Genomic DNA, 21,650 nt, shown 5'->3' on the forward strand with positions numbered 1-21,650 from the left:
ACGGGTAAAGTCGCCGCGTGGCCACCACGACAGCACCCAGCATCCCTGCGACGACGACCGAGGACGACCGGCCGAAGCTCTTGCTGATCGACGGTCACTCCGTCGCCTACCGGGCGTTCTTCGCGCTGCCGGTGCAGAACTTCTCCACCAGCACCGGCCAGGCGACGAACGCCGTCTTCGGATTCACCTCGATGCTGATCAATCTGCTGCGCGACTGGCAGCCCACCCATCTCGGTGTCGCCTTCGACGTCTCCCGGCACAGCTTCCGCACCGAGGCGTACGAGGACTACAAGGCCACCCGCAACGCTTCTCCGACGGAGTTCCGCGGTCAGGTCGAGCTGATCAAAGAAGTGCTCGACGCCATGCGCGTCCCGCACCTGGAGAAGGACGGCTTCGAGGCGGACGACCTGCTCGCCACCCTCGCCACCCGGGCCGAGCGGGACGGGATGGACGTCCGCGTCTGCACCGGTGACCGGGACAGTTTCCAGCTGGTCACCGACCGGGTACACGTCCTCTACCCCCGCAAGGGCGTCTCGGACCTGCTCGATCTCGACCCGGCCGGGGTCGAGGAGAAGTACCTGGTCACCCCTGGGCGCTACCCGGAGCTGGCCGCGCTGGTGGGGGAGTCCTCGGACAATCTCCCGGGCGTGCCGGGGGTCGGACCGAAGACCGCCGCCAAGTGGCTCAGCCAGTACGACGGCCTGGAGAACCTGTTGGCCCGGGTCACCGAGGTGAAGGGCAAGGCCGGGGACAATCTGCGCGACCACCTGGCCGACGTACGACGCAACCGTGACCTCAACCGGCTGATCCGCGATGTCGAGATCGATGTCACTCCGGCCGATCTGGAGCGCCACGCCGTCGACCGTGAGGCGGTGCATCAGCTGTTCGACCAGCTCGAGTTCCGGGTGCTCCGCGACCGGCTCTTCGACCTGCTGCCTGCTGAGGACGCGGCCGCCGCAGACCGTCCCGCGACCCTCGACGTGGCCGACGACACGCCCGCCGCGGGGACGCTGGGCGACTGGCTGGCCGCCCACACCGCGGACGGTCCGAGCGGTCTCGACGTGACCGGCCGGTGGAGCGCCGGCACCGGGGACATCGTTTCGCTGTCCGTGGCCGGAGCCGACGGGCACGCGGTGACGGTCGATCCCACCGAGCTGTCGCCGCAGGACGAACGGGCGCTGGCCGACTGGTTCGCCGATCCGGCCCGGCACAAGGTGATCCACGACGGCAAGGGCCCGCTGCTGGCCTGCTGGGCGCGGGGCTGGGCGCCCGAGGGTCTCTGGTCGGACACCGCACTGGCCGCCTACCTGCTGCGGCCCGACCAGCGGACGTACGATCTCGCTGATCTGGTCAGTCGATCGCTGCACACCGAGCTCGTCGTCGACGAGGCCGGCCAGGCGCCGGCACAGCTGGCCCTGGACCTGGGCGACGAGACCGACTCGGCCGGGCACCAGGCGCGGATCCGGGCCGAGGCGGTCCGCCGGCTGGCCGGGGCGCTGGAGGAGGACCTGGACAGCCACCAGGCGACCGGCCTGCTGCATGACGTCGAACTGCCGCTGATGCGGGTGCTCGCCGGGATGGAGCGCACCGGCGTCGCCCTGGACACCGGCCTGCTCGACGGACTGCACGGCGACTTCGACGCCCGCGTCCGGCGGGCGGCCGACGAGGCGTACGAGGTGCTGGGTCACGAGGTCAACCTGGGGTCGCCCAAGCAGCTGCAGGCGGTGCTGTTCGACGATCTCAAGATGCCGAAGACGCGACGTACCCGGACCGGCTACACCACCGATGCCGAGGCGCTGCAGACCCTCTACGAACAGACCGACCACCCGTTCCTCGCCCACCTGCTCGAGCACCGCGACGCGATCCGGCTGCGCCAGACCGTGGAGGGTCTGCAGAAGGCAGTGGCCGACGACGGGCGGATCCACACCACCTTCCTGCAGACCGTGGCGGCGACCGGACGACTGTCGAGCACCGACCCCAACCTGCAGAACATTCCGGTCCGTACCGAGGAGGGCCGGCGGATCCGTGAGGCGTTCGTCGTCGGCGACGGGTACGACTGCCTGCTGACCGCTGACTACTCGCAGATCGAGATGCGGATCATGGCCCACGTCTCGGGCGACGACGCGCTGATCGAGGCCTTCCGGTCGGGGCGGGACTTCCACGCGGTGACCGCCTCGCATGTGTTCGGTGTCCCCGCCGACGAGGTGACCGGCGCCCAGCGCGCCAAGATCAAGGCGATGAACTACGGCTTGGCGTACGGCCTGTCCGCGTTTGGGCTGTCCAACCAGCTGCGCGTCCCGGTCGCCGAGGCCAAGGAACTGATGGCGGACTACTTCGCCATCTTCGGCGAGGTGCACCAGTACCTCACCGGCGTCGTCGACGAGGCCCGCCGGTCCGGCTACACCGCCACCCTGCTCGGTCGCCGCCGCTATCTGCCCGACCTGACCAGCTCCAACCGGCAGCGCCGCGAGATGGCCGAGCGGATGGCCCTGAACGCGCCGATCCAGGGATCCGCGGCCGACATCATCAAACTGGCCATGCTCCGGGTCGACGCCCGGCTGCGGGAGGCGGGCCTGGCGTCCCGGATGCTGCTGCAGATCCACGACGAACTGATGTTCGAGGTGGCGCCGGGGGAGCAGGACCGGGTGGAGGCGCTGGTCCGCGAGGCGATGGGGTCGGCGATGGATCTCGCCGTGCCGCTCGACGTCTCGGTCGGCAGCGGCCGGTCCTGGCACGAGGCTGCGCACTAGCCGCGCTCGAGGTCGCGGTGCAGTGCGGGGCGGAGGGCCACGTCGGCTCACGCCTCCCGGCACCGTGACACCTCCCGGCACCGCATCGCGTGGACGGGAGGGGGCGGATTGACCTCCCGGAGACCCCCGAGGTAACCTTGTCTCGCGTTGTGGCCTGCGTGTCTTCGGACGGAGTGGGACGCGCTCGTACGGGGTTCCTGGGTTTGACCGACAGAAGATGTCCACGTTTGTTGAGTTGATCGCTGGCCCGGTGTGAACAGGGCCGCCAGCGTGACGCATCACCATCCACACCGGAGCCCTACTACATGACCTCCTCCCTTGAGGCTACGCCTCAGGTCGCTGTCGACGACTTTGCTTCCGCAGACGAGTTCGCTCAGGCAGTCGACGGCACTATCAAGTACTTCAACGACGGTGACATCGTCACCGGCACCGTGGTCAAGGTCGACCGTGACGAGGTCCTCCTCGACATCGGTTACAAGACCGAGGGTGTTATCCCCTCCAAGGAACTCTCCATCAAGCACGACGTGGACCCGTTCGAGGTCGTCCAGGTCGGCGACGAGATCGAGGCTCTCGTCCAGCAGAAGGAGGACAAGGAGGGTCGGCTCATCCTGTCCAAGAAGCGGGCTCAGTACGAGCGCGCATGGGGCACGATCGAGCAGATCAAGGAAGAGGACGGCGTGGTCACCGGTCGGGTGATCGAGGTCGTCAAGGGTGGCCTGATCGTCGACATCGGCCTGCGTGGCTTCCTGCCCGCGTCGCTGGTCGAGATGCGTCGTGTCCGTGACCTCCAGCCGTACGTCGGCCAGGAGCTCGAGGCGAAGATCATCGAACTGGACAAGAACCGCAACAACGTGGTCCTGTCCCGTCGCGCCTGGCTCGAGCAGACCCAGTCCGAGGTCCGCCACAACTTCCTCAACCAGCTCCAGAAGGGCCAGATCCGCAAGGGTGTCGTGTCCTCGATCGTCAACTTCGGCGCGTTCGTCGATCTCGGCGGCGTCGACGGCCTGGTGCACGTTTCCGAGCTCTCCTGGAAGCACATCGACCACCCGTCCGAGGTCGTCGAGGTGGGCCAGGAGGTCACCGTCGAGGTCCTGGACGTCGACATGGACCGCGAGCGTGTCTCCCTGTCGCTGAAGGCGACCCAGGAGGATCCGTGGCAGGCGTTCGCCCGTCTGCACCAGATCGGCCAGATCGTCCCCGGCAAGGTCACCAAGCTCGTCCCGTTCGGTGCGTTCGTCCGCGTCGAGGAGGGCATCGAGGGCCTGGTGCACGTGTCGGAGCTGGCCGAGCGCCACGTCGACATCCCCGAGCAGGTCGTGTCGGTCAACGACAAGGTCATGGTCAAGATCATCGACATCGACCTCGAGCGTCGCCGCATCTCGCTGTCCCTCAAGCAGGCCAACGAGAGCATCGACATCAACGCCGAGGACTTCGACCCGACGCTCTACGGCATGGCCGCCTCGTACGACGACCAGGGCAACTACATCTACCCCGAGGGCTTCGATCCGGAGACCAACGACTGGAAGCCGGGCTTCGAGGAGCAGCGGGCCGCGTGGGAGTCGCAGTACGCCGAGGCCCAGCGCCGCTGGGAGCTGCACAAGCAGCAGGTCGTCGAGGCCGAGAAGGCCGAGGCCACCGCTGCGGTGGATTCGGGCACCTCGTACTCCAGCGCCGTCCCGGAGTCCGACGAGCCCGCCGAGGGTTCACTGGCCTCCGACGAGGCCCTGCAGGCCCTGCGCGACAAGCTGACCGGCTCGCACTGAGCGTACGGTCCGGCTCGTACGGTCCCGGCTCGACCGGGTCACCGCGTGACACCGATCGGGTCCACGGCTGAGTGGTGTGCATGATCGACGAAGGCCCCCGCCTTGGGCGGGGGCCTTCGTCGTCCCCAGAGAACCGCTGCGCTCCTGTGGGGGTGCCCCACGGCACCGGCCTCAGACACAAACGCTCAGCTCTTCACTCCGCCCGTGGGTTCCTGCTGAATGACAGACACCTCTGCACGGGCGAGCTGTAGAGGTCTGCGAAGGCGTCTGAGGGCACCGCCGTGAGTGGTGTCGGCACTGTGTGTGGTGTCGGCACTGTGTCTGGTGTCGGCACGGTGGTGTCAGCACGGTGGTGTCAGCACTGTGTCTGGTGTCGGCACGGTCCCGGGTGTCAGTGCTGCGTCTGGTGCCACCCGCGTCTGAGGCACCGCCCGGGCTTGGGGGAGGCCAGTGGCCCGGGGGTCGTGACGGTGCGGCCAGCCCTCAGGTGCGTCCCATCCGCTGCGCCCACAGGTCGGCGGCGGCCGTTGTCAGTGCCGACGCGTACGCTCGGAGCATGCGTCCGGTCAGTCACATCACCCGTCGTGTCGCCCCGTTCCACGTCGTCAGTGATTTCGAGCCCGCGGGCGACCAGCCGCAGGCGATCGACGAGTTGCAGCGACGGCTCGACGCTGGGGAGAAGGACGTCGTCCTGCTGGGCGCCACCGGCACCGGCAAGACCGCGACAGTCGCCTGGCTCGCCGAGCGGCTGCAGCGGCCGATGCTGGTGATGCAGCCGAACAAGACCTTGGCCGCCCAGTTCGCTTCCGAGCTGCGCAACTTCTTCCCCGACAACGCCATCGAGTACTTCGTCTCTTACTACGACTACTACCAGCCGGAGGCGTACGTCCCGCAGACGGACACCTACATCGAGAAGGACTCCTCGCTGAACGAGGAGGTGGAGCGGCTCCGACACTCGGCGACGAACTCGCTGCTGACCCGCCGCGACGTCATCGTGGTCGCGACCGTCTCGGCGATCTACGGCCTCGGTACGCCGCAGGAGTACGTCGACCGGATGCTCACCCTGACGGTCGGCGAGGAGTACGAGCGCGACGACCTGATGCGGCGGCTGGTCGAAATGCAGTACGCCCGCAACGACCTGGCCGGCACCCGCGGCACGTTCCGGGTGCGCGGCGACACGGTCGAGATCTTCCCGATGTACGAGGAGTACGCGGTGCACGCCGAGTTCTTCGGTGACGAGCTGGAGTCGCTCTCGACGATGCATCCGGTGACCGGGGAGGTGCTCAGCGAGGACCACGAGATGTACGTCTTCCCGGCGACCCACTACGTCGCCGGTCCGGAGCGGATGAACCGCGCGCTCAAGGGGATCGAGGCCGAGCTCGACCACCGGCTCGTCGAACTGCACGACCAGGGGAAGCTGGTCGAGGAGCAGCGACTGCGGCAGCGGACCGGCTACGACATGGAGATGATGCGCCAGATCGGCACGTGTTCGGGCATCGAGAACTATTCGCGGCACATCGACGGCCGCGGTGCCGGCACACCACCGAACTGTCTGCTCGACTACTTCCCGGAGGACTTCGTCCTGGTCGTCGACGAGTCGCACGTCACCGTCCCGCAGATCGGCGGCATGTACGAGGGCGACATGTCCCGCAAGCGCACCCTGGTGGACTTCGGCTTCCGGCTGCCCAGCGCGATGGACAACCGGCCGCTGAAATTCGACGAGTTCGTCGAACGGATCGGGCAGACGGTGTACCTCTCCGCCACCCCAGGAACGTACGAGCTGGAGCGGTCCGATGGTGTGGTCGAGCAGATCATCCGGCCGACCGGCCTGGTCGACCCCGAGGTCATCGTGAAGCCCACGAAGGGCCAGATCGACGACCTGATCGGCCAGATCAGGGAACGTACGGCCCGCGGGGAGCGGGTGCTGGTCACCACGCTCACCAAGAAGATGTCCGAGGACCTCACCGACTACCTGCTGGAGCACCAGATCAGGACCCGCTACCTGCACTCCGAGATCGACACCCTGAAACGGGTGGAGTTGCTGCGTGACCTCCGGTTGGGAGCGTACGACGTGCTGGTCGGCATCAACCTGCTCCGGGAGGGCCTCGACCTGCCCGAGGTGTCGCTGGTGTCGATCCTCGACGCGGACAAGGAGGGCTTCCTGCGCTCGGATCGGTCGCTGATCCAGACGATCGGCCGCGCGGCCCGCAATGTGGCCGGCCAAGTGCACATGTACGCCGACCGGATCACCCCGTCGATGCAGGTCGCGATCGACGAGACCAACCGGCGCCGGGACGTGCAGATGGCCTACAACCGGTCGCACGGCATCGATCCGCAGCCGCTGCGCAAGAAGATCTCCGACATCACCGAGATGCTCGCCCGGGAGGACGCCGACACCGACGAGCTGATGGCCCGGACGACCGGCCGCGGGTACCACACCCTGGACGGGCCCACGTCCCCGGCCGTCGAGTCCGGGGCGGTCCGGGACCTCTCCGGGGTGCCGTCGATGGAGCTCGCCCAGTTGGTGCAGGACCTCACCACGCAGATGCACGAGGCGGCCAAGGAACTGCAGTTCGAGGTCGCGGCCCGCCTCCGCGACGAGATCGCCGAGCTGAAGAAGGAGCTGCGCCAGATGGTCGAGGCCACCAGGTGACCGGGCCCGCCGACGCGGTCGACTGGGACCGCCGCTACGCGGAGCGTGACCATCTCTGGCGCGCCGATCCGCACGAGGTGGTGGCGTCGATCGCCACCGGCCTGACGCCGGGCCGGGCGCTCGACGTCGCGGCGGGGGAGGGGCGCCACGCGATCTGGCTCGCCCAACGCGGCTGGGAGGTCACCGCGATCGACTTCTCTGCGGTGGGCCTGGCCAAGGGTGAGGCGGAGGCCCGGCGGCGCGGACTGGAGATCACCTGGGTCGTTGACGACATCACCACCTGGGAGGCGCCGCACGACTACGACCTGGTGTTGGTCTCCTTCATGCACGTGACCGCCGACGTGTTCAGCACGCTCCGCGAGTACGTCGCTCCGGGCGGGCATCTGCTCGTCGTCGGACACGCCCGCCGCAACCTCACCGATGGCGTCGGCGGGCCACAGGATCCGGCCATGCTGCTGGATCCCGACCAGCTTCGGGCCGCGGCGGGCGACCTCACCGTGCTGCGACTCGAGGAGGTCACCCGGGAGACGCCCGACGGCACCGCCATCGACATCGTCCTCGACGCCTACCGGGACTGAGCCGGGCGTCGGGTCACGGCCCCAGGGCGGTGTCGGGTCACGGGCTGCGGACCAGCGGCGGTCACCGGCCGCGATCACTGGGCGCAGATCACCACCCGCAGATCACCACCCGCGGCGTCGCCACTCGTCGAGGTGCGGCCGCTCCCGGCCGATCGTGGTGCTGTCGCCGTGCCCGGGGTGCAGCACCGTCGGGTCGGGGAAGCGGTCGAAGACCTTGCCGACGGCGTCGCCGAGGAGAGTGGCGAAGTCCTCCGGCGAGTGGGTCCTGCCGAGGCCACCGGGGAAGATCGCGTCGCCGGTGAGCAGATGAGCCGGACCGGTCTCGGGGGTGATGACCAGGGCGATCGACCCCGGCGTGTGGCCCACGAGCCCGATCACCGCCAGGTCGAGGTCACCGCACTGCACCCGATCGTCGTCCCACAGGCCGGTCTGGACGGTGCCGGTCCGATCCTGGATGTCCGTACGGTCCGGCTCGCCACAGACCAGCCGGGCACCGGTGCGCGCGGCCATCTCGGCGAGCACCCGGACGTGGTCCGGATGCCGGTGGGTGGTGACGATGACCCCGACCGTACGCCCCGCGAGCACCTCGCCGAGCCGGTCCGGGTCCGCAGCGCAGTCGACCAGGACGACCGGCCCGTCACCACGGGCGATGACGTACGCGTTGTTGTCGGTCGGTCCCACCGAGACCTTGGTGACCGTGGTCCCGCCGAGGTCGATCACCAGTGCCGGCCCGCCGGGCGTGACGTGGAACTCGGGGGAGCCGTGGGGCGCCGGGGAGAGGGGATCGTGGGGACCGGAATCGGCCGCGGGCGTCACCACCTGGGGACCTCGACCTCGTCGGCGCCGGAGACCGCGTCCGCGCCCAGTCGGCCGGCCAGCCAGCCGAGCAGACGCTGGGGGGTGCCGGAGACCTCGACGACAGCACCGGGCTGCTGTCCGGACGCCGTGCCGGGCTCGGCCGTGGCCTGCTCGGCGGTCGTGCTGGGCTCGGGTACCGCGTGCTCGGCGGCCGGGGTCAACCACTGCCGACCGTCCGACGCCACGAGGCGCAGCGCCGGCGCCCCGGGCTTGTGGCCGATCCGATCGACGGCCCAGTCCATGATGACGGCGGCGACCACCGGATCCAGGTCGTCGAAGCCTGTCCCGATCTCCAGGTCGATGTGATGGAGGACGACCTCGGCCAACCGACCCAGTGGCAGCGTCGCCACCGGCACCCGGGTGTCCCGGAAGGGCACCTGCACGGCCCAGTCCGTCACCTCGTCGAACGCCTGCTCCAGGCGACCGCAGGCGGTGTCGAGATCTTCCTGGATCTGCAGACCGGTGCGGCCGGCGCCGGTGCGGATGCCGGCGTCACGGGCCTCGGGCGACGGGTACAGCGCGACGTCCTCACCACGCAGGGCGCCCTCCACCACGCCACGGAGGGCATCGGCGTGGCGGGCGATGTGGGCGGCCAGTTCGGCGCGGCTCCAGTCGGGGAGAGCACTGGGCCGCGCCCAGTCCTCGTCGCTCACCTGGATCGTGGCGCCCAACAGGTCGTGGGTGGCCGTACGGAGGGCGGGGCGTACCTGGGAAAGGGTCTTGAGGCCGGGGCTGTCGGTGCTCACCGGTCCACCCTAACCACAGGCCGCCGGCGGCCTCCACACACGGTCGGACACTCCCCGACGATTCTCAAGATCCGCGATCTTCGGCGGGAGCACCGATCGTATTCGGTCGTGCTCCCGCGGAGCACCGGGGTTGACGTGAATCGTCGGTCGGGCTGAGAGTCGTCGGGGTTCGCGGTCGCCGGTTCGTTCGGGTCGACCACCGGCCGCCGATTGTGCCCGGACGCCGTACCGCCGCTCAGTCCATCCGGCCGGGTGCCGCATACCGCCGGGCGTGGGCCAGCGCGATCCCCAGCAGCTCACCGGCCAGGTCCGGCGGGCGGCCGCCCTTCGGCCAGGCGACCTGCAGCGGTCGGGACAACCTCAGGTCGGCCACGACGACCGGGGTCACCCGTCCGGTCCGGATCCACGGGGCCGCGTCGAGGCCGCCGACCACCCCTGGGGCCCGGCCCGCAGCGACCGCGGCGAGCACAGCGGAAGCCGTCGCGGCCTCCTGGCGCGGCGGAACCGGGTCGTACGCCGCGAGCGCACGGTCGACCGCCCGGCGGGTCGACGTGTCGGTGGTCTGCAGGACGAGGGGCGTACGGGCCAGCTCCGCGACGGGGACCGGGGACTCGCGGCGGGCCCACCGGTGGTGCGGGGCGACGGTGACGACCAGCCCCTCGGTGCCGAAGGTCAGCACCTCCAGCCCGGCGGCCCGGGCCGGTTCCTCGGTGAATCCGAGGCTCGCCTCGCCGTGCGCGACGAGATCCAGCACCTGGCGGGAGTCGGCCACGGTGAGGTCCACCTCGACCTCGCCGGCCGCGGTGACGGTGGGGCTGGCCGTCGGCGCGCCGCTGCGGTACCACTGCGGCGCCCGGGCCCGGGTGGTGCTGCGCAGCTCGGCGACCCACATCGGCAGCAGGTGTTCGGCGATCAGCGGCGTCGCAGCGACGGCGACCCGGGCGGTCCGCTCCCGGCGCAGCAGCGCCACCCCGTCGACCAGGGTCTGCGCCTGACCGAGCATGCTGCGCGCCCAGGTGACCACCAGCGCCCCCTCCGGGGTGAGCGTCGAACCCTGCGGCGTACGGTGCAGCAGGTCCAGGCGGAGCGTACGTTCCAGCGTCCGCAGCGTACGGGAGGCGTTCGGCTGGGCCATGTCGAGTGCCCGGGCGGCAGCGCCCACACTGCCGTGCTCGGCCACCGCGACCAGGAGTTCGAGGGCGTCCGGGTCGGGCCAGCGATGCGTCATCGGCGCCGACCCGCCGTCGTACGTCGATCGCTGCGCCCCGCCCGGTTCACCTGCGCCTTCCGCTCCTGCGGTGACGGCGCAGGGACGGCCGTGGTACGTCGATCGGTGCGCACCGCCCGGATCAACTCCACTGTCCGTCGACGAACGAGGTGGCCGAGGTCCTGACCTCGACGATGCCGTACGTTGCGCCCGGGCACTTCTCCGCCCAGGCCAGTGCGGTGGCCCGATCGGGGACGTCCAGGACGAACACGCCCATCAGCGGTTCGGTGGCCGGGGCGAACGGTCCGTGTCGGGCGTCCACCGCCCAGGTCCGCCGGGTCAGGCTGGTCCCCTCGGCGGGCGAGGTCAATACTTCCGCGGCGACCAGCACACCGGCGGCCTCCAGTTCCCGGCCGTACGCCCCGAACGCCTCCTGCATCGCGGCGATGGCCTCCGGTGATACTTCGCCGGGCTTCGGCTCGGCATTGTTCAGCAGCAGCACGCAGCGCATGATGACCTCCTTGTCTCCCAGGGTGACCCCCGTCGGCGGTGCTGGCAATGGTGTCGGTTCTGCAATGGTGTCGGTCCTGCAATGGTGTCGGTCCTGCAGTGGTGTCGGTGCTGGCGATGCCGCCGGGGCGGACGGGGCTGCTACGGCGGCCTCCACGGCTCCGGCGGTGTGACGCGGTCGGGCCGCCCGATCCCCGGATCTGGCCCTGGAACGCGGTCATGATGGAGGCATGGCTGTTCCGCTGCAAGGACCTGACGTGGTCGAGTACCCGGTCGTCGTCGAAGGCGCCCCGGCTCCCGCAGTGTCGCGTGGGCTGTGGCTCGTGAAATGGCTTCTCGCCATCCCCCATCTGATCGTCCTCTGCTTCCTCGCGATCGGCGCGGTCTTCGTGTGGATCTGGGTGCTCGTCTCCATCCTGGTCACCGCGGAGTACCCCCGGTGGGCGTTCGACTACCTGCTGGGCGTCATGCGGTGGGCCTGGCGTGTGCAGTACTACATGTACGACGTCGCCGCCACGGACATCTACCCGCCGTTCACCCTGGCCGACCGACCGGACTACCCTGCCCGCCTCGACGTCCGCTACCCCGAGCGACTCTCCCGTGGGCTGGTGCTGGTGAAATGGTGGCTGCTGGCCATCCCGCACTACATCATCCTGGCCGTGCTGTTCGGCACCTCGATCGGGAGCACCTCCAACGACGAGGGCGTGCGCGTCAACTGGCCCGGCGTGGTCCCGATCCTGGTGCTGATCGCGCTGATCGCCCTGCTGTTCGGCGGGCGGTATCCCCAGCAGCTCTACGCGCTGGTGATGGGCTTCAACCGCTGGAGCTGGCGGGTCTCGGCGTACGCCCTGCTGATGACCGACCAGTACCCGCCGTTCCGGCTCGACCAGGGGCCGTACGAGCCGGGTGGTCCCCATCTCGGCGAGGGTGCCACGGCGCCGTCCGCCGCCGGTCCCGGAGAGGGGGACGCGACACCGCCTGCCCAGTGATCGCGGGGGCCCGTCGCGCATGCCGCGGGCCGCCTGGCGTGAGGATCCGGAGTGTCAGAGGTCTGTGCATAGGATTGCCGGGTGAGCCCAGTTGATACGTTCGACACCCGCTCCTCCGAGTTCGCGTCGGCCCCCGAGCCGGGTGCGCCGGGGGAGCCCGCGGTGTTCGGCAATGCTGCCGCTCGTCCCGCGGCCGTTGCCGGGCTGGATCGCATCGTCGTCCGCGGGGCCCGCCAGCACAACCTGCGCAATGTCTCGTTGAGCCTGCCACGGGACGCGATGATCGTCTTCACCGGACTGTCCGGGTCGGGCAAGTCGAGCCTGGCCTTCGACACCATCTTCGCCGAGGGCCAGCGCCGCTACGTCGAGTCGCTGTCCTCGTACGCCCGGATGTTCCTCGGCCAGATGGACAAGCCGGACGTCGACTTCATCGAGGGGCTGTCCCCGGCCGTCTCGATCGACCAGAAGTCGACCAGCCGCAACCCGCGCTCGACCGTGGGCACCATCACCGAGGTGTACGACTACCTGCGCCTGCTGTGGGCCCGTGCCGGGCACCCGCACTGTCCGGTCTGCAGCGCCCCGATCAGCCGCCAGTCGCCCCAGCAGATCGTCGACCGGTTGATGACTCTGGACGAGGGCACCCGGCTGCAGGTGCTCGCCCCTGTGGTCCGCGGCCGCAAGGGCGAGTACGCCGACCTGTTCCAGCAGCTCACCACCCAGGGCTACGCCCGGGTCCGGGTCGACGGCGCGCAGCACCAGCTCACCGACCCGCCAACGCTGGCGAAGCAGAAGAAGCACGACATCGACGTCATCGTCGACCGGGTGGTGGTGAAGCCGAGCGCTCACCGCCGGCTCACCGACTCGATCGAGACCGCCCTGGGCCTCACCCAGGGTGTGGTGGCGATCGATTTCGTCGACCGCGACACCAAGGATCCCGACCGCGAGGTCCGGTTCTCCGAGCATCTCGCCTGCCCCAACGGGCACGACGTCAACATCGACGAACTGGAGCCGCGCCAGTTCTCCTTCAACTCGCCGTGGGGCGCCTGCGCCGAGTGCGGCGGCATCGGCACCCGGATGGAGGTCGACCCGGATCTGGTCATCCCCGACGACCAGCTGTCCATCGCCGCCGGCGCGATCGCCCCGTGGGCCGGGTCGCACACCAGCGACTACTTCATGCGCCTGCTGCAGGGGATGGCGAAGGAGGAGGGGTTCAGCCTCGACACCCCGTGGCGGGAGCTGCCCGCCGAGGTGCAGGGGCTGGTGCTGGGCGGCCACGGCGCCCCGGTCTATGTCTCCTACCGCAACCGATTCGGCCGGGAGCGCAAGTACACCACCTCGTACGAGGGTGTGGTGCACTGGATCGCCCGCCGCCACGACGATGCTGAGACCGACACCGCCCGCGACCGGTTCGCCGGGTACATGCGCGAGGTGCCCTGCACCGCCTGCAAGGGCGCCCGGTTGAAGCCGAGTTCGCTCGCAGTGACCGTGGGCGGGCGGTCGATCGCCGAGGTCGCCGACATGGCGATCACCGACGCCGCCGACTTCCTGGCCGGCCTGCAGCTCAGCGAGCGGGAGACCCAGATCGCCGAGCGGGTGGTCAAGGAGATCGGGCTACGGCTGCAGTTCCTGGTCGACGTCGGCCTGGACTACCTCACCCTGTCCCGCTCGGCCGGCACGCTGTCCGGCGGCGAGGCCCAGCGGATCCGGCTGGCCACCCAGATCGGCGCCGGACTGGTCGGCGTACTCTACGTCCTCGACGAGCCGAGCATCGGGCTGCACCAGCGCGACAACGCCCGGCTGATCCAGACCCTGGAGCGGCTGCGCGACCTCGGCAACACCCTGATCGTCGTCGAGCACGACGAGGACACCATCCGCGCCGCCGACTGGGTGGTCGACATCGGCCCCGGCGCCGGTGAGCACGGCGGCGACGTCGTCGTCTCCGGACCGTACGAGGAGCTGCTCGCCAACCACCAGTCGCTCACCGGCGCCTACCTGGCCGGTCGCCGCTCTATCCCGATGCCCGGGGTCCGCCGGCCCCGCTCGGCCGGACGTGAGCTGATCGTCCGCGACGCGTACGAGAACAACCTGCAGCACGTCACGGTGACCTTTCCGCTCGGCACGATGACCGTCGTCACCGGGGTGTCGGGGTCGGGCAAGTCCACCCTGGTCAACCAGATCCTCTATCGCTCGCTGGCCAAGCAGCTCTACGCGGCCAAGGCGGTGCCCGGCAAGCACCGAGCCGTGCAGGGCGTCGACCAGATCGACAAGGTGATCCACGTCGACCAGTCACCGATCGGCCGCACGCCGCGGTCCAACCCGGCGACCTACACCGGGGTGTTCGACCAGGTCCGCAAGCTCTTCGCCGAGACCCCCGAGGCGAAGATGCGCGGCTACGGTCCCGGCCGGTTCTCGTTCAACGTCAAGGGCGGCCGGTGCGAGGAGTGCCACGGCGACGGCACCCTGAAGATCGAGATGAACTTCCTGCCCGATGTCTACGTGCCGTGCGAGGTCTGCCACGGCGCCCGGTACAACCGGGAGACGCTGGAGGTGCACTACAAGAACAAGACGATCGCCGAGATCCTCGACATGCCGATCGAGGAGGCGTTGGAGTTCTTCGAGCCGATCAAGCGGATCTCCCGGCACCTGCAGACTCTGGTCGATGTCGGCCTGGGCTACGTACGTCTCGGCCAGCCGGCGACCACCCTCTCCGGCGGCGAGGCGCAACGGGTGAAGCTGGCCGCCGAGCTGCAGCGCCGGTCGACCGGGCGTACGGTCTACGTCCTCGACGAGCCCACCACCGGCCTGCACTTCGAGGACATCCGCAAGCTGCTCGGGGTGCTCGGCCGGCTGGTCGACCAGGGCAACACGGTGATCGTCATCGAGCACAACCTCGACGTGATCAAGTCCGCCGACTGGATCATCGACATGGGCCCGGAGGGCGGGCGCCGCGGCGGGTCGATCGTCGTCGAGGGCACCCCCGAGGAGGTCGCCGACTGCGAGGACTCGTGGACCGGCCGCTACCTGCGCCCGATCCTGGGGCACGCCCGGACTACTTGACGCCCTTCACGACGATCTCGTCGCCCTCTTCGGCGAAGGTGGCCCGGGTCAGGCCGGTCGGCGCCGGGCCCTCCAGGACCTTGCCGTCGGCGACCGCGAAGTACGAGTTGTGGCACAGGCAGTGGATCCGATGGTCCGGGGTGATCTGGCGGACCGGGCAGCCCGCGTGGGAGCAGACGTCGGAGAACGCCTCGAACTGGCCCGCGACCGGCTGGGTGATCACGTAGCCGTCGTCGGGGTAGATCACGCCCGACCCGACCGGGACGTCCGACTTCTTCACACGCAGCTGGCGGTTGTTCTTCGTCCGCGTCCGGGCGTTCCCGCCGGTCGGGTCCGCACTGCAGGCCGACAGACCCAACGGGGCCGCCACGGCGAGGCCTCCGGCGAGCGTGAAAACGGTGCGGCGCTGCGCTTGCATCCAGTTCCTCCTGGGTGGTGGCGACCGGTTCCCCGGCAATGTGGGCCCGATGGTAGCCGGTGCCACCTGATCGTGCCCGGCGCGGACCGTGCCGCGGCACTCTTGTGAAGAACTTCACATGAGAGAAGGGTCACGGAGCTTCTACTACATCCCGTCATAGCCTGGATACATCGGCCGTCTGACATCTCTCGCAAGGAAGCCAGGATCACATCATGACGGATCACCTTCGCCTGCCGCGGGCCTCGGCCCGCCGCACCTCACCGAGTTTCCCTCCGCATCGGCGGATCGCCCTCGTCTCCACCGTGGCCCTGTTGGCCACCACTCTCGCCGGCTGCAGCGCCGGCGGTGGGGGCGCGGCCGCCTCAGGAGGTGAAAGGATCGGTGGCGAGGCGAATCTGTCGCTGCCCGATCTGTCCCAGGTCGGCTTCCTGGGCGGTGTCGACGGGCGGATCCTCCTCGCCGTCGGCCTGGTGGTCTGCCTGTTCGGCCTGCTGTTCGGCGTCGTGACGTACGCCCAGCTCCGCAAGCTGCCGGTGCACCGCTCGATGCACGAGATCTCCGAGCTGATCTACTCCACCTGCAAGACCTACTTGCAGACCCAGGGTCGCTTCCTGCTGATCCTGTGGGTGATCATCGGTGCTGTCATCTTCGCCTACTACAAGTTCCTCGTCGGCTTCGGCTGGGGACGGGTCGCCATCGTCCTGCTGTTCAGCCTGATCGGCATGGCCGGGTCGTACGGCGTCGCCTGGTACGGCATCCGGGTCAACACCTTCGCCAACTCCCGGGCGGCCTTCGCCTCGCTGAAGGGCAAGCCGCACCCGGTGCACTCGATCCCGATGCGCTCCGGCATGTCGGTCGGCATGGTGCTGATCTCGGTCGAGCTGTTCATGATGCTGTTCATCATGCTGGTGCTGCCGGGGGAGATCGCCGGCTCCTGCTTCATCGGCTTCGCCATCGGCGAGTCCCTCGGCGCCTCGGTGCTGCGGATCGCCGGCGGCATCTTCACCAAGATCGCCGACATCGGCTCCGACCTGATGAAGATCGTCTTCAAGATCAAGGAGGACGACGCCCGCAACCCGGGCGTGATCGCCGACTGCACCGGTGACAACGCCGGCGACTCGGTCGGCCCATCCGCCGATGGTTTCGAGACGTACGGTGTCACCGGCGTCGCGCTGGTGACCTTCATCCTGCTCGGCGTCCACGACGTCGCCGCCCAGGTCACTCTGCTGGTGTGGATCTTCGTGATCCGCGCGGTCCTGGTGATCGCGTCGGCGGTGTCCTACTTCATCAATGCCGCGATCACCCGGTCGCGCTACGCCGACGCCGACCGAATGGACTTCGAGGCGCCGCTGACCAGCCTGGTCTGGCTCACCTCGCTGATGTCGATCGCCTTCACCTTCCTCACCAGCTGGGCGCTGATCCCCGACCTCGGTGCGGGCCTGTGGTGGAAGCTCGCCACGATCATTTCCTGCGGCACCCTGGCCGGCGCCCTGATCCCCGAACTGGTCAAGGTCTTCACCTCCACCAAGAGCCGCCACGTCCAGGAAGTGGTGAAGTCCTCCCGGCAGGGCGGGCCGTCGCTCAACATCCTGTCCGGTCTGGTCGCCGGCAACATGTCCGGCTACTGGCTGGGCGTCGCGATCATCGGCCTGATGGGCGTCGCGTACGGCATCTCGACGACCGGTCTGGACGCGCTGATGCTGGCGCCGTCGGTGTTCGCCTTCGGGCTGGTGGCCTTCGGGTTCCTCGGGATGGGCCCGGTGACGATCGCCGTCGACTCGTACGGTCCGGTCACCGACAACGCCCAGTCGGTCTACGAGTTGTCGACCATCGAGGAGATCGACGGTATCGACGACGAGATCGAGCGTGACTTCGGCTTCCGGCCGGAGTGGGAGAGCGCGAAGCTGATGCTGGAGGAGAACGACGGCGCCGGCAACACCTTCAAGGCGACCGCCAAGCCGGTGCTGATCGGCACCGCCGTCGTCGGCGCCACCACGATGATCTTCTCGATCATCATGGGCCTGACGAACGGGATGACCGAGGGCATCGAGAACCTGTCCCTGCTGCACCCGCCGTTCCTGCTCGGCCTGATCACCGGCGGCGCCGTCGTCTACTGGTTCACCGGTGGCACCATCCAGGCCGTGACGACCGGCTCGTACCGTGCGGTGGAGTTCATCCGGGACAACATCCGCCTCGACGACACCATCACCCGGGCCAGCGAGACCGACTCCAAGAAGGTCGTCGAGATCTGCACCCAGTACGCCCAGAAGGGCATGCTCAACCTCTTCCTCGGCATCTTCTTCGCGACCCTCGCCTTCGCCTTCGTGGAGCCCTACTTCTTCATCGGCTACCTGATCTCGATCGCGGTGTTCGGCCTCTACCAGGCCATCTTCATGGCGAACGCAGGTGGCGCCTGGGACAACGCCAAGAAGATCGTCGAGACCGACCTGCACGCCAAGGGCACCGCCCTGCACGACGCGACGATCGTCGGCGACACCGTCGGCGACCCGTACAAGGACACCTCGTCGGTCGCCCTCAATCCGGTGATCAAGTTCACCACCCTGTTCGGCCTGCTGGCCGTGGAGCTCGCGGTGGCCCTTACCGGCCGCGGGCTCGGAGCCCTGGTCACTGTCCTCGCCGTGATCTTCTTCCTCGCCTCCGCGTTCTTCGTCCGCCGCTCCTTCTACGGCATGCGGATCACCACGGCCCTGGAGGACACCGGCGCCGAGGAACAGGAGACCGAGCAGCCGATCGCCGAGCGCGCCGCAGCACCGGCCCTCGAGGTCGTCCGACCGTCGGCCGATGTCGCCGAACCGGGCAGCGACCGTGCCGCGGTCCCGGTGCCCCGCCGCGGCGCGCCGACCGACCGACCCACCGACCCGATCCGGAAGGGATGAGCGCCATGTCTGTTCCTCCGAAGGCCCCCGCCAACGCGACCAAGCGGATCGCGGTCAAGTTCGGCGCACTCAGCCACGAGCCGCTGGTCGATGCCGACGGCGACGTCATCGGCAGGGGTGCCGGGCCCACGCTGGTCCGCCGCCTGCTGCGGTTGTTCCCCGACCCCGTCCTGATCGGGCCCGAGGAGCGCCGCTGCCGCGGGTTCGTCCAGATGCCGCTGCAGTTCGTCGACGGCGACAGCACGGTCGTGATCAACATGGACGTCCTCGACTCTCCGCTGGTGTGGACGGTGCTCAAGGAACGCGCACGCACGCCCCAGGTGATGAATTTCCTGTGGCAGAACGTGTCGGAGTACCCGGAGACCGTCCGGCAGGCCTCGTTGGGGCTGTCCTTCGGGCTCTTCCCGACCTTCGCCAACTCGGAGCGCACCGCGACCGAGGTGCGGGAGGTGCTGGACACCTGGACCGTCCCGGCGCTGGCGGAGAAGGCGGTGATCGGCTGGGAGAACCTGGGCATCCACCTGCAGCGGGTCCGCCCGCGCACCGCCACCAAGATCCCCGTCGTGCTCTACCCGGCGGTCACCCTGGCGGCCCGCAAGCGGCCGGAGCTGTTCCTGCGGGTCGTCTCCGCGGTCGCGGCCCGTACGCCCATCACGCTGGAGATGCGCCTGCTGGAGAAGGATCTGGTCACCGAGAAGGCGATGCGGATCTCCCGGGAGAAGTGGACCTGGGTCGGGCCGATGGCGTCCCGGGAGGACTACTGGGACCGGCTGGCCCACACCACCGCGTTCCTGGCCACCTCGCTGGACGAGTCGTACGGTCTGCAGTACCTGGAGGCGCTGGCGGGCGGCGCGATCGGCGTCTTCCCGAACCTGCCGTGGGCCCGTGCCCTGCTGCCGGAGGGCTACCTCTACTTCTACGACACCGAGCAGCAGGCCGAGGAGATGCTCTTCCATGCGGTGACCGATCCGGAGGGATGCCGTCGGGAGACCGCAGCCGCCGCCGGCGACATCGACGCGTGGATCCGCAGCAGGCACAGTGACGACAGCTTCGAACGGGCGATCGCCCGGTGCACCGCCACCTGGTTCGGCGCCTGAGGACCAGGGTCACGGTCAGGGAGCCGGGCGTGACCCTCGACGGACGGGCGGGGTCGGTCCTGGGGGGCCGGTCCCGCCCGCCCGTCCGTCCCGTCCGGGGTCACTGCCCGCACCTATGCTGGGCGTCATGGCCGATCCGTCCACCTACCGCCCGGCGCCCGGGTCGATCCCGCTGGAGCCGGGGGTCTACCGGTTCAGTGACGCCCACGGCCGGGTGATCTACGTCGGCAAGGCCAAGTCGCTGCGCCAGCGGCTGAACTCCTACTTCGCCGACCTGTCGAATCTGCACCCCCGCACCCAGGCGATGGTCACCACGGCCGCCCGGGTCGACTGGACCGTGGTGCAGAACGAGGTGGAGGCGCTGGGCCTCGAGTACACCTGGATCAAGGAGTACGCCCCGCGGTTCAACGTGATGTACCGCGACGACAAGTCCTACCCGTGGCTGGCGGTGACCTGGTCGGAGGAGTACCCCAGGGTGTTCGTCGGGCGCGGCAAGAAGCGCCGGGGCTGGCGCTACTTCGGACCGTACGGCCACGCCTGGGCCATCCGGGAGACCGTCGACACCCTGCTGCGGGTCTTCCCGATGCGTTCCTGCACGGCCGGCACCTTCCGCGCCGCCCGGGCGGCCGGCCGGCCCTGCCTGCTCGGCTACATCGGCAAGTGCGTCGCACCGTGCGTGGACCGGGTGACCGCCGAGGAGCATCGGGCCGTCGCCGACGACTTCTGCCAGTTCATGGCGGGCCGATCCACCGGGCTGGTCCGGCGGCTGGAACGGGAGATGGCCGAGGCCGCGGGCAACCTCGAGTTCGAGCGGGCCGGGGTGCTGCGTGACGACATCGCCGCGCTCAACCTGGCGATGGAGAAGAACGCGATCGTCCTCGGCGACGGCACCGACACCGACGTGATCGCGATGGTCGCCGAGGAGCTCGAGGTCTCGGTGATGGTGTTCCACGTCCGCGGCGGCCGGGTCCGCGGGCGCCGCGGTTGGGTCGCGGACCGCACCGCCGACCAGACCGAGCCGGAGCTGGTCGGCAGCTTCCTCACCCAGCTCTACGGTGCCGCCGGGGAACTGGAGGTGACCGACGGGGAGGTCAACGGCGAGGCCCGGCCGATCCCGCGGGAGGTCCTGGTGCCGGTGCTGCCCGATGACGCCGAGGTCTACACCGACTGGCTGTCCGAGCGGCGCGGCAGCCGGGTGTCGCTGCGCGTCCCGCAGCGCGGGGACAAACGCACCCTGATGGACACGGTGACCCGCAATGCCGAGGAGGCGCTGGCCCGGCACCGTACGAAGCGCTCGGTCGACCTCACCGCACGGACCCGGGCGCTGGAGGAGATCCAGGAGGCGCTGTCGTTGCCGACTCCGCCGCTGCGGATCGAGTGCTACGACATCTCCAACCTGCAGGGCACCAACGTGGTCGCGTCGATGGTGGTGTTCGAGGACGGCATGTCACGCAAATCGGAGTACCGGCGCTTCACCATCAAGGGGGTCGAGGGGCAGAACGACGTCGCGTCGATGTACGAGGTGATCACCCGCCGGTTCAGTCGGATGCTGCAGGAGCAGGAGCTGCTCACCGGGGAGGGGGACGGCCCGTCGCTGGTCGACCCGACCACCGGCAAGCCACTCCGGTTCGCGTACGCCCCCTCGCTGGTGGTCGTCGACGGCGGACCGCCGCAGGTCGAGGCGGCACGACGTGCCCTCGACGATCTCGGCATCACCGACGTCGGACTGTGCGGTCTGGCCAAGCGGCTGGAGGAGGTCTGGCTGCCGGAGGAGGACTACCCGGTCATCCTGCCGCGGACCTCCGAGGGCCTCTATCTGATGCAGCGGGTCCGCGACGAGGCGCACCGGTTCGCCATCACCCACCATCGGACCCGGCGGAGCCGGTCCATGCTGGAGTCCATGCTCGACGACATCCAGGGCCTCGGCCCCGGGCGCCGGGCCACCCTGATGAAGGAGTTCGGGTCGGTGAAGAGACTGCGGACCGCCACCGAGGACGAGATCCGCGCCCTGCCGGGCTTCGGACCGGCCACCGCACGGGCCGTGGTCGCGGCGGTCGGCGCCGCGCCGGCCCGCGAAGTGCTCAACACGGCCACCGGCGAGATCACCGAGGAATGAGCGCAATGACG

At 69.5% G+C, this 21,650-nt stretch carries 12 protein-coding genes and 2 pseudogenes; 9 read left to right on the forward strand and 5 right to left on the reverse strand.

Annotated features, from left to right (window positions below; all coding sequences use genetic code 11):
- The first annotated feature begins 17 nt into the window (after nt 1-17).
- The 4 genes from polA (at nt 18) to R0146_RS10370 (ending at nt 7,744) form a co-directional block, all read left to right on the forward strand.
- Complete coding sequence (polA, locus tag R0146_RS10355) at nt 18-2,750, forward strand: DNA polymerase I (RefSeq protein WP_317689354.1); 2,733 nt, start codon at nt 18-20, stop codon at nt 2,748-2,750.
- A gap of 305 nt (nt 2,751-3,055) precedes the next feature.
- A complete protein-coding gene (rpsA, locus tag R0146_RS10360) occupies nt 3,056-4,513 on the forward strand; it encodes a 30S ribosomal protein S1 (protein ID WP_317689357.1) in 1,458 nt (485 codons plus the stop codon).
- A gap of 556 nt (nt 4,514-5,069) precedes the next feature.
- The gene (gene uvrB / locus R0146_RS10365) at nt 5,070-7,166 is read left to right on the forward strand and encodes an excinuclease ABC subunit UvrB (RefSeq protein ID WP_317689360.1); all 2,097 of its coding nucleotides are present in this window, start codon (nt 5,070-5,072) and stop codon (nt 7,164-7,166) included.
- Complete coding sequence (locus R0146_RS10370) at nt 7,163-7,744, forward strand: class I SAM-dependent methyltransferase (RefSeq protein WP_317689362.1); 582 nt, start codon at nt 7,163-7,165, stop codon at nt 7,742-7,744. The genes uvrB and R0146_RS10370 overlap by 4 nt, the downstream gene beginning before the upstream one ends.
- A 102-nt stretch (nt 7,745-7,846) precedes the next feature.
- Here R0146_RS10370 and R0146_RS10375 read toward each other — a convergent pair whose 3' ends face one another.
- The 4 genes from R0146_RS10375 to R0146_RS10390 form a co-directional block, all read right to left on the reverse strand.
- Nucleotides 7,847-8,563, reverse strand: a complete 717-nt coding sequence (locus tag R0146_RS10375; RefSeq protein ID WP_411567139.1) for an MBL fold metallo-hydrolase — start codon at nt 8,561-8,563, stop codon at nt 7,847-7,849.
- Nucleotides 8,557-9,348 carry a maleylpyruvate isomerase family mycothiol-dependent enzyme gene (locus R0146_RS10380; protein ID WP_317689364.1) on the reverse strand — a complete coding sequence of 264 codons (792 nt, stop codon included), beginning with the start codon at nt 9,346-9,348 and terminating at the stop codon, nt 8,557-8,559. The genes R0146_RS10375 and R0146_RS10380 overlap by 7 nt, the downstream gene beginning before the upstream one ends.
- 235 nt (nt 9,349-9,583) lie before the next feature.
- Entirely contained in the window at nt 9,584-10,576 is a 993-nt protein-coding gene (locus R0146_RS10385) for a LysR family transcriptional regulator (protein WP_317689366.1), read from the reverse strand.
- A gap of 121 nt (nt 10,577-10,697) precedes the next feature.
- Nucleotides 10,698-11,066: a YciI family protein gene (locus R0146_RS10390; RefSeq protein WP_317689368.1), complete on the reverse strand. Its 369-nt coding sequence runs from the start codon at nt 11,064-11,066 to the stop codon at nt 10,698-10,700.
- A 229-nt stretch (nt 11,067-11,295) separates the two neighbouring features.
- On the opposite strand from R0146_RS10390, the gene R0146_RS10395 reads away from it, so the two are divergent.
- A complete protein-coding gene (locus R0146_RS10395) occupies nt 11,296-12,054 on the forward strand; it encodes a DUF4389 domain-containing protein (protein WP_317689370.1) in 759 nt (252 codons plus the stop codon).
- Between the two features lie 204 nt (nt 12,055-12,258).
- Nucleotides 12,259-15,090, forward strand: a pseudogene (gene uvrA / locus R0146_RS10400) (excinuclease ABC subunit UvrA); the annotation flags it as partial.
- A 13-nt stretch (nt 15,091-15,103) separates the two neighbouring features.
- On the opposite strand, the gene R0146_RS10405 reads toward uvrA, so the two are convergent.
- Nucleotides 15,104-15,529, reverse strand: coding sequence for a QcrA and Rieske domain-containing protein (locus R0146_RS10405; protein WP_317689372.1), 426 nt, complete (start codon nt 15,527-15,529; stop codon nt 15,104-15,106).
- Between the two features lie 212 nt (nt 15,530-15,741).
- Between R0146_RS10405 and R0146_RS10410 the strand changes: the two are divergent.
- The 3 genes and pseudogenes from R0146_RS10410 to uvrC all read left to right on the forward strand — a co-directional run.
- Nucleotides 15,742-18,228: pseudogene (locus tag R0146_RS10410) on the forward strand (sodium-translocating pyrophosphatase); the annotation flags it as partial.
- Between the two features lie 203 nt (nt 18,229-18,431).
- The gene (locus R0146_RS10415) at nt 18,432-19,523 is read left to right on the forward strand and encodes a glycosyltransferase family protein (protein ID WP_317689376.1); all 1,092 of its coding nucleotides are present in this window, start codon (nt 18,432-18,434) and stop codon (nt 19,521-19,523) included.
- A 127-nt stretch (nt 19,524-19,650) separates the two neighbouring features.
- Nucleotides 19,651-21,639: an excinuclease ABC subunit UvrC gene (gene uvrC / locus R0146_RS10420; RefSeq protein ID WP_317689378.1), complete on the forward strand. Its 1,989-nt coding sequence runs from the start codon at nt 19,651-19,653 to the stop codon at nt 21,637-21,639.
- The last annotated feature ends 11 nt before the right edge of the window (nt 21,640-21,650 follow it).

It is taken from the genome of Raineyella sp. LH-20 (assembly GCF_033110965.1).
GTDB lineage: Bacteria > Actinomycetota > Actinomycetes > Propionibacteriales > Propionibacteriaceae > Raineyella.

What these genes read in the sequence shown, in the direction of transcription:
- rpsA (WP_317689357.1), top strand. Translation starts at nt 3,056, where the DNA reads ATGACCTCCTCCCTTGAGGCTACGCCTCAGGTCGCTGTCGACGACTTT.
- uvrB (WP_317689360.1), top strand. Translation starts at nt 5,070, where the DNA reads ATGCGTCCGGTCAGTCACATCACCCGTCGTGTCGCCCCGTTCCACGTC.
- R0146_RS10385 (WP_317689366.1), bottom strand. Translation starts at nt 10,576, where the DNA reads ATGACGCATCGCTGGCCCGACCCGGACGCCCTCGAACTCCTGGTCGCG.
- R0146_RS10390 (WP_317689368.1), bottom strand. Translation starts at nt 11,066, where the DNA reads ATGCGCTGCGTGCTGCTGCTGAACAATGCCGAGCCGAAGCCCGGCGAA.
- R0146_RS10395 (WP_317689370.1), top strand. Translation starts at nt 11,296, where the DNA reads ATGGCTGTTCCGCTGCAAGGACCTGACGTGGTCGAGTACCCGGTCGTC.
- R0146_RS10405 (WP_317689372.1), bottom strand. Translation starts at nt 15,529, where the DNA reads ATGCAAGCGCAGCGCCGCACCGTTTTCACGCTCGCCGGAGGCCTCGCC.
- R0146_RS10415 (WP_317689376.1), top strand. Translation starts at nt 18,432, where the DNA reads ATGTCTGTTCCTCCGAAGGCCCCCGCCAACGCGACCAAGCGGATCGCG.
- uvrC (WP_317689378.1), top strand. Translation starts at nt 19,651, where the DNA reads ATGGCCGATCCGTCCACCTACCGCCCGGCGCCCGGGTCGATCCCGCTG.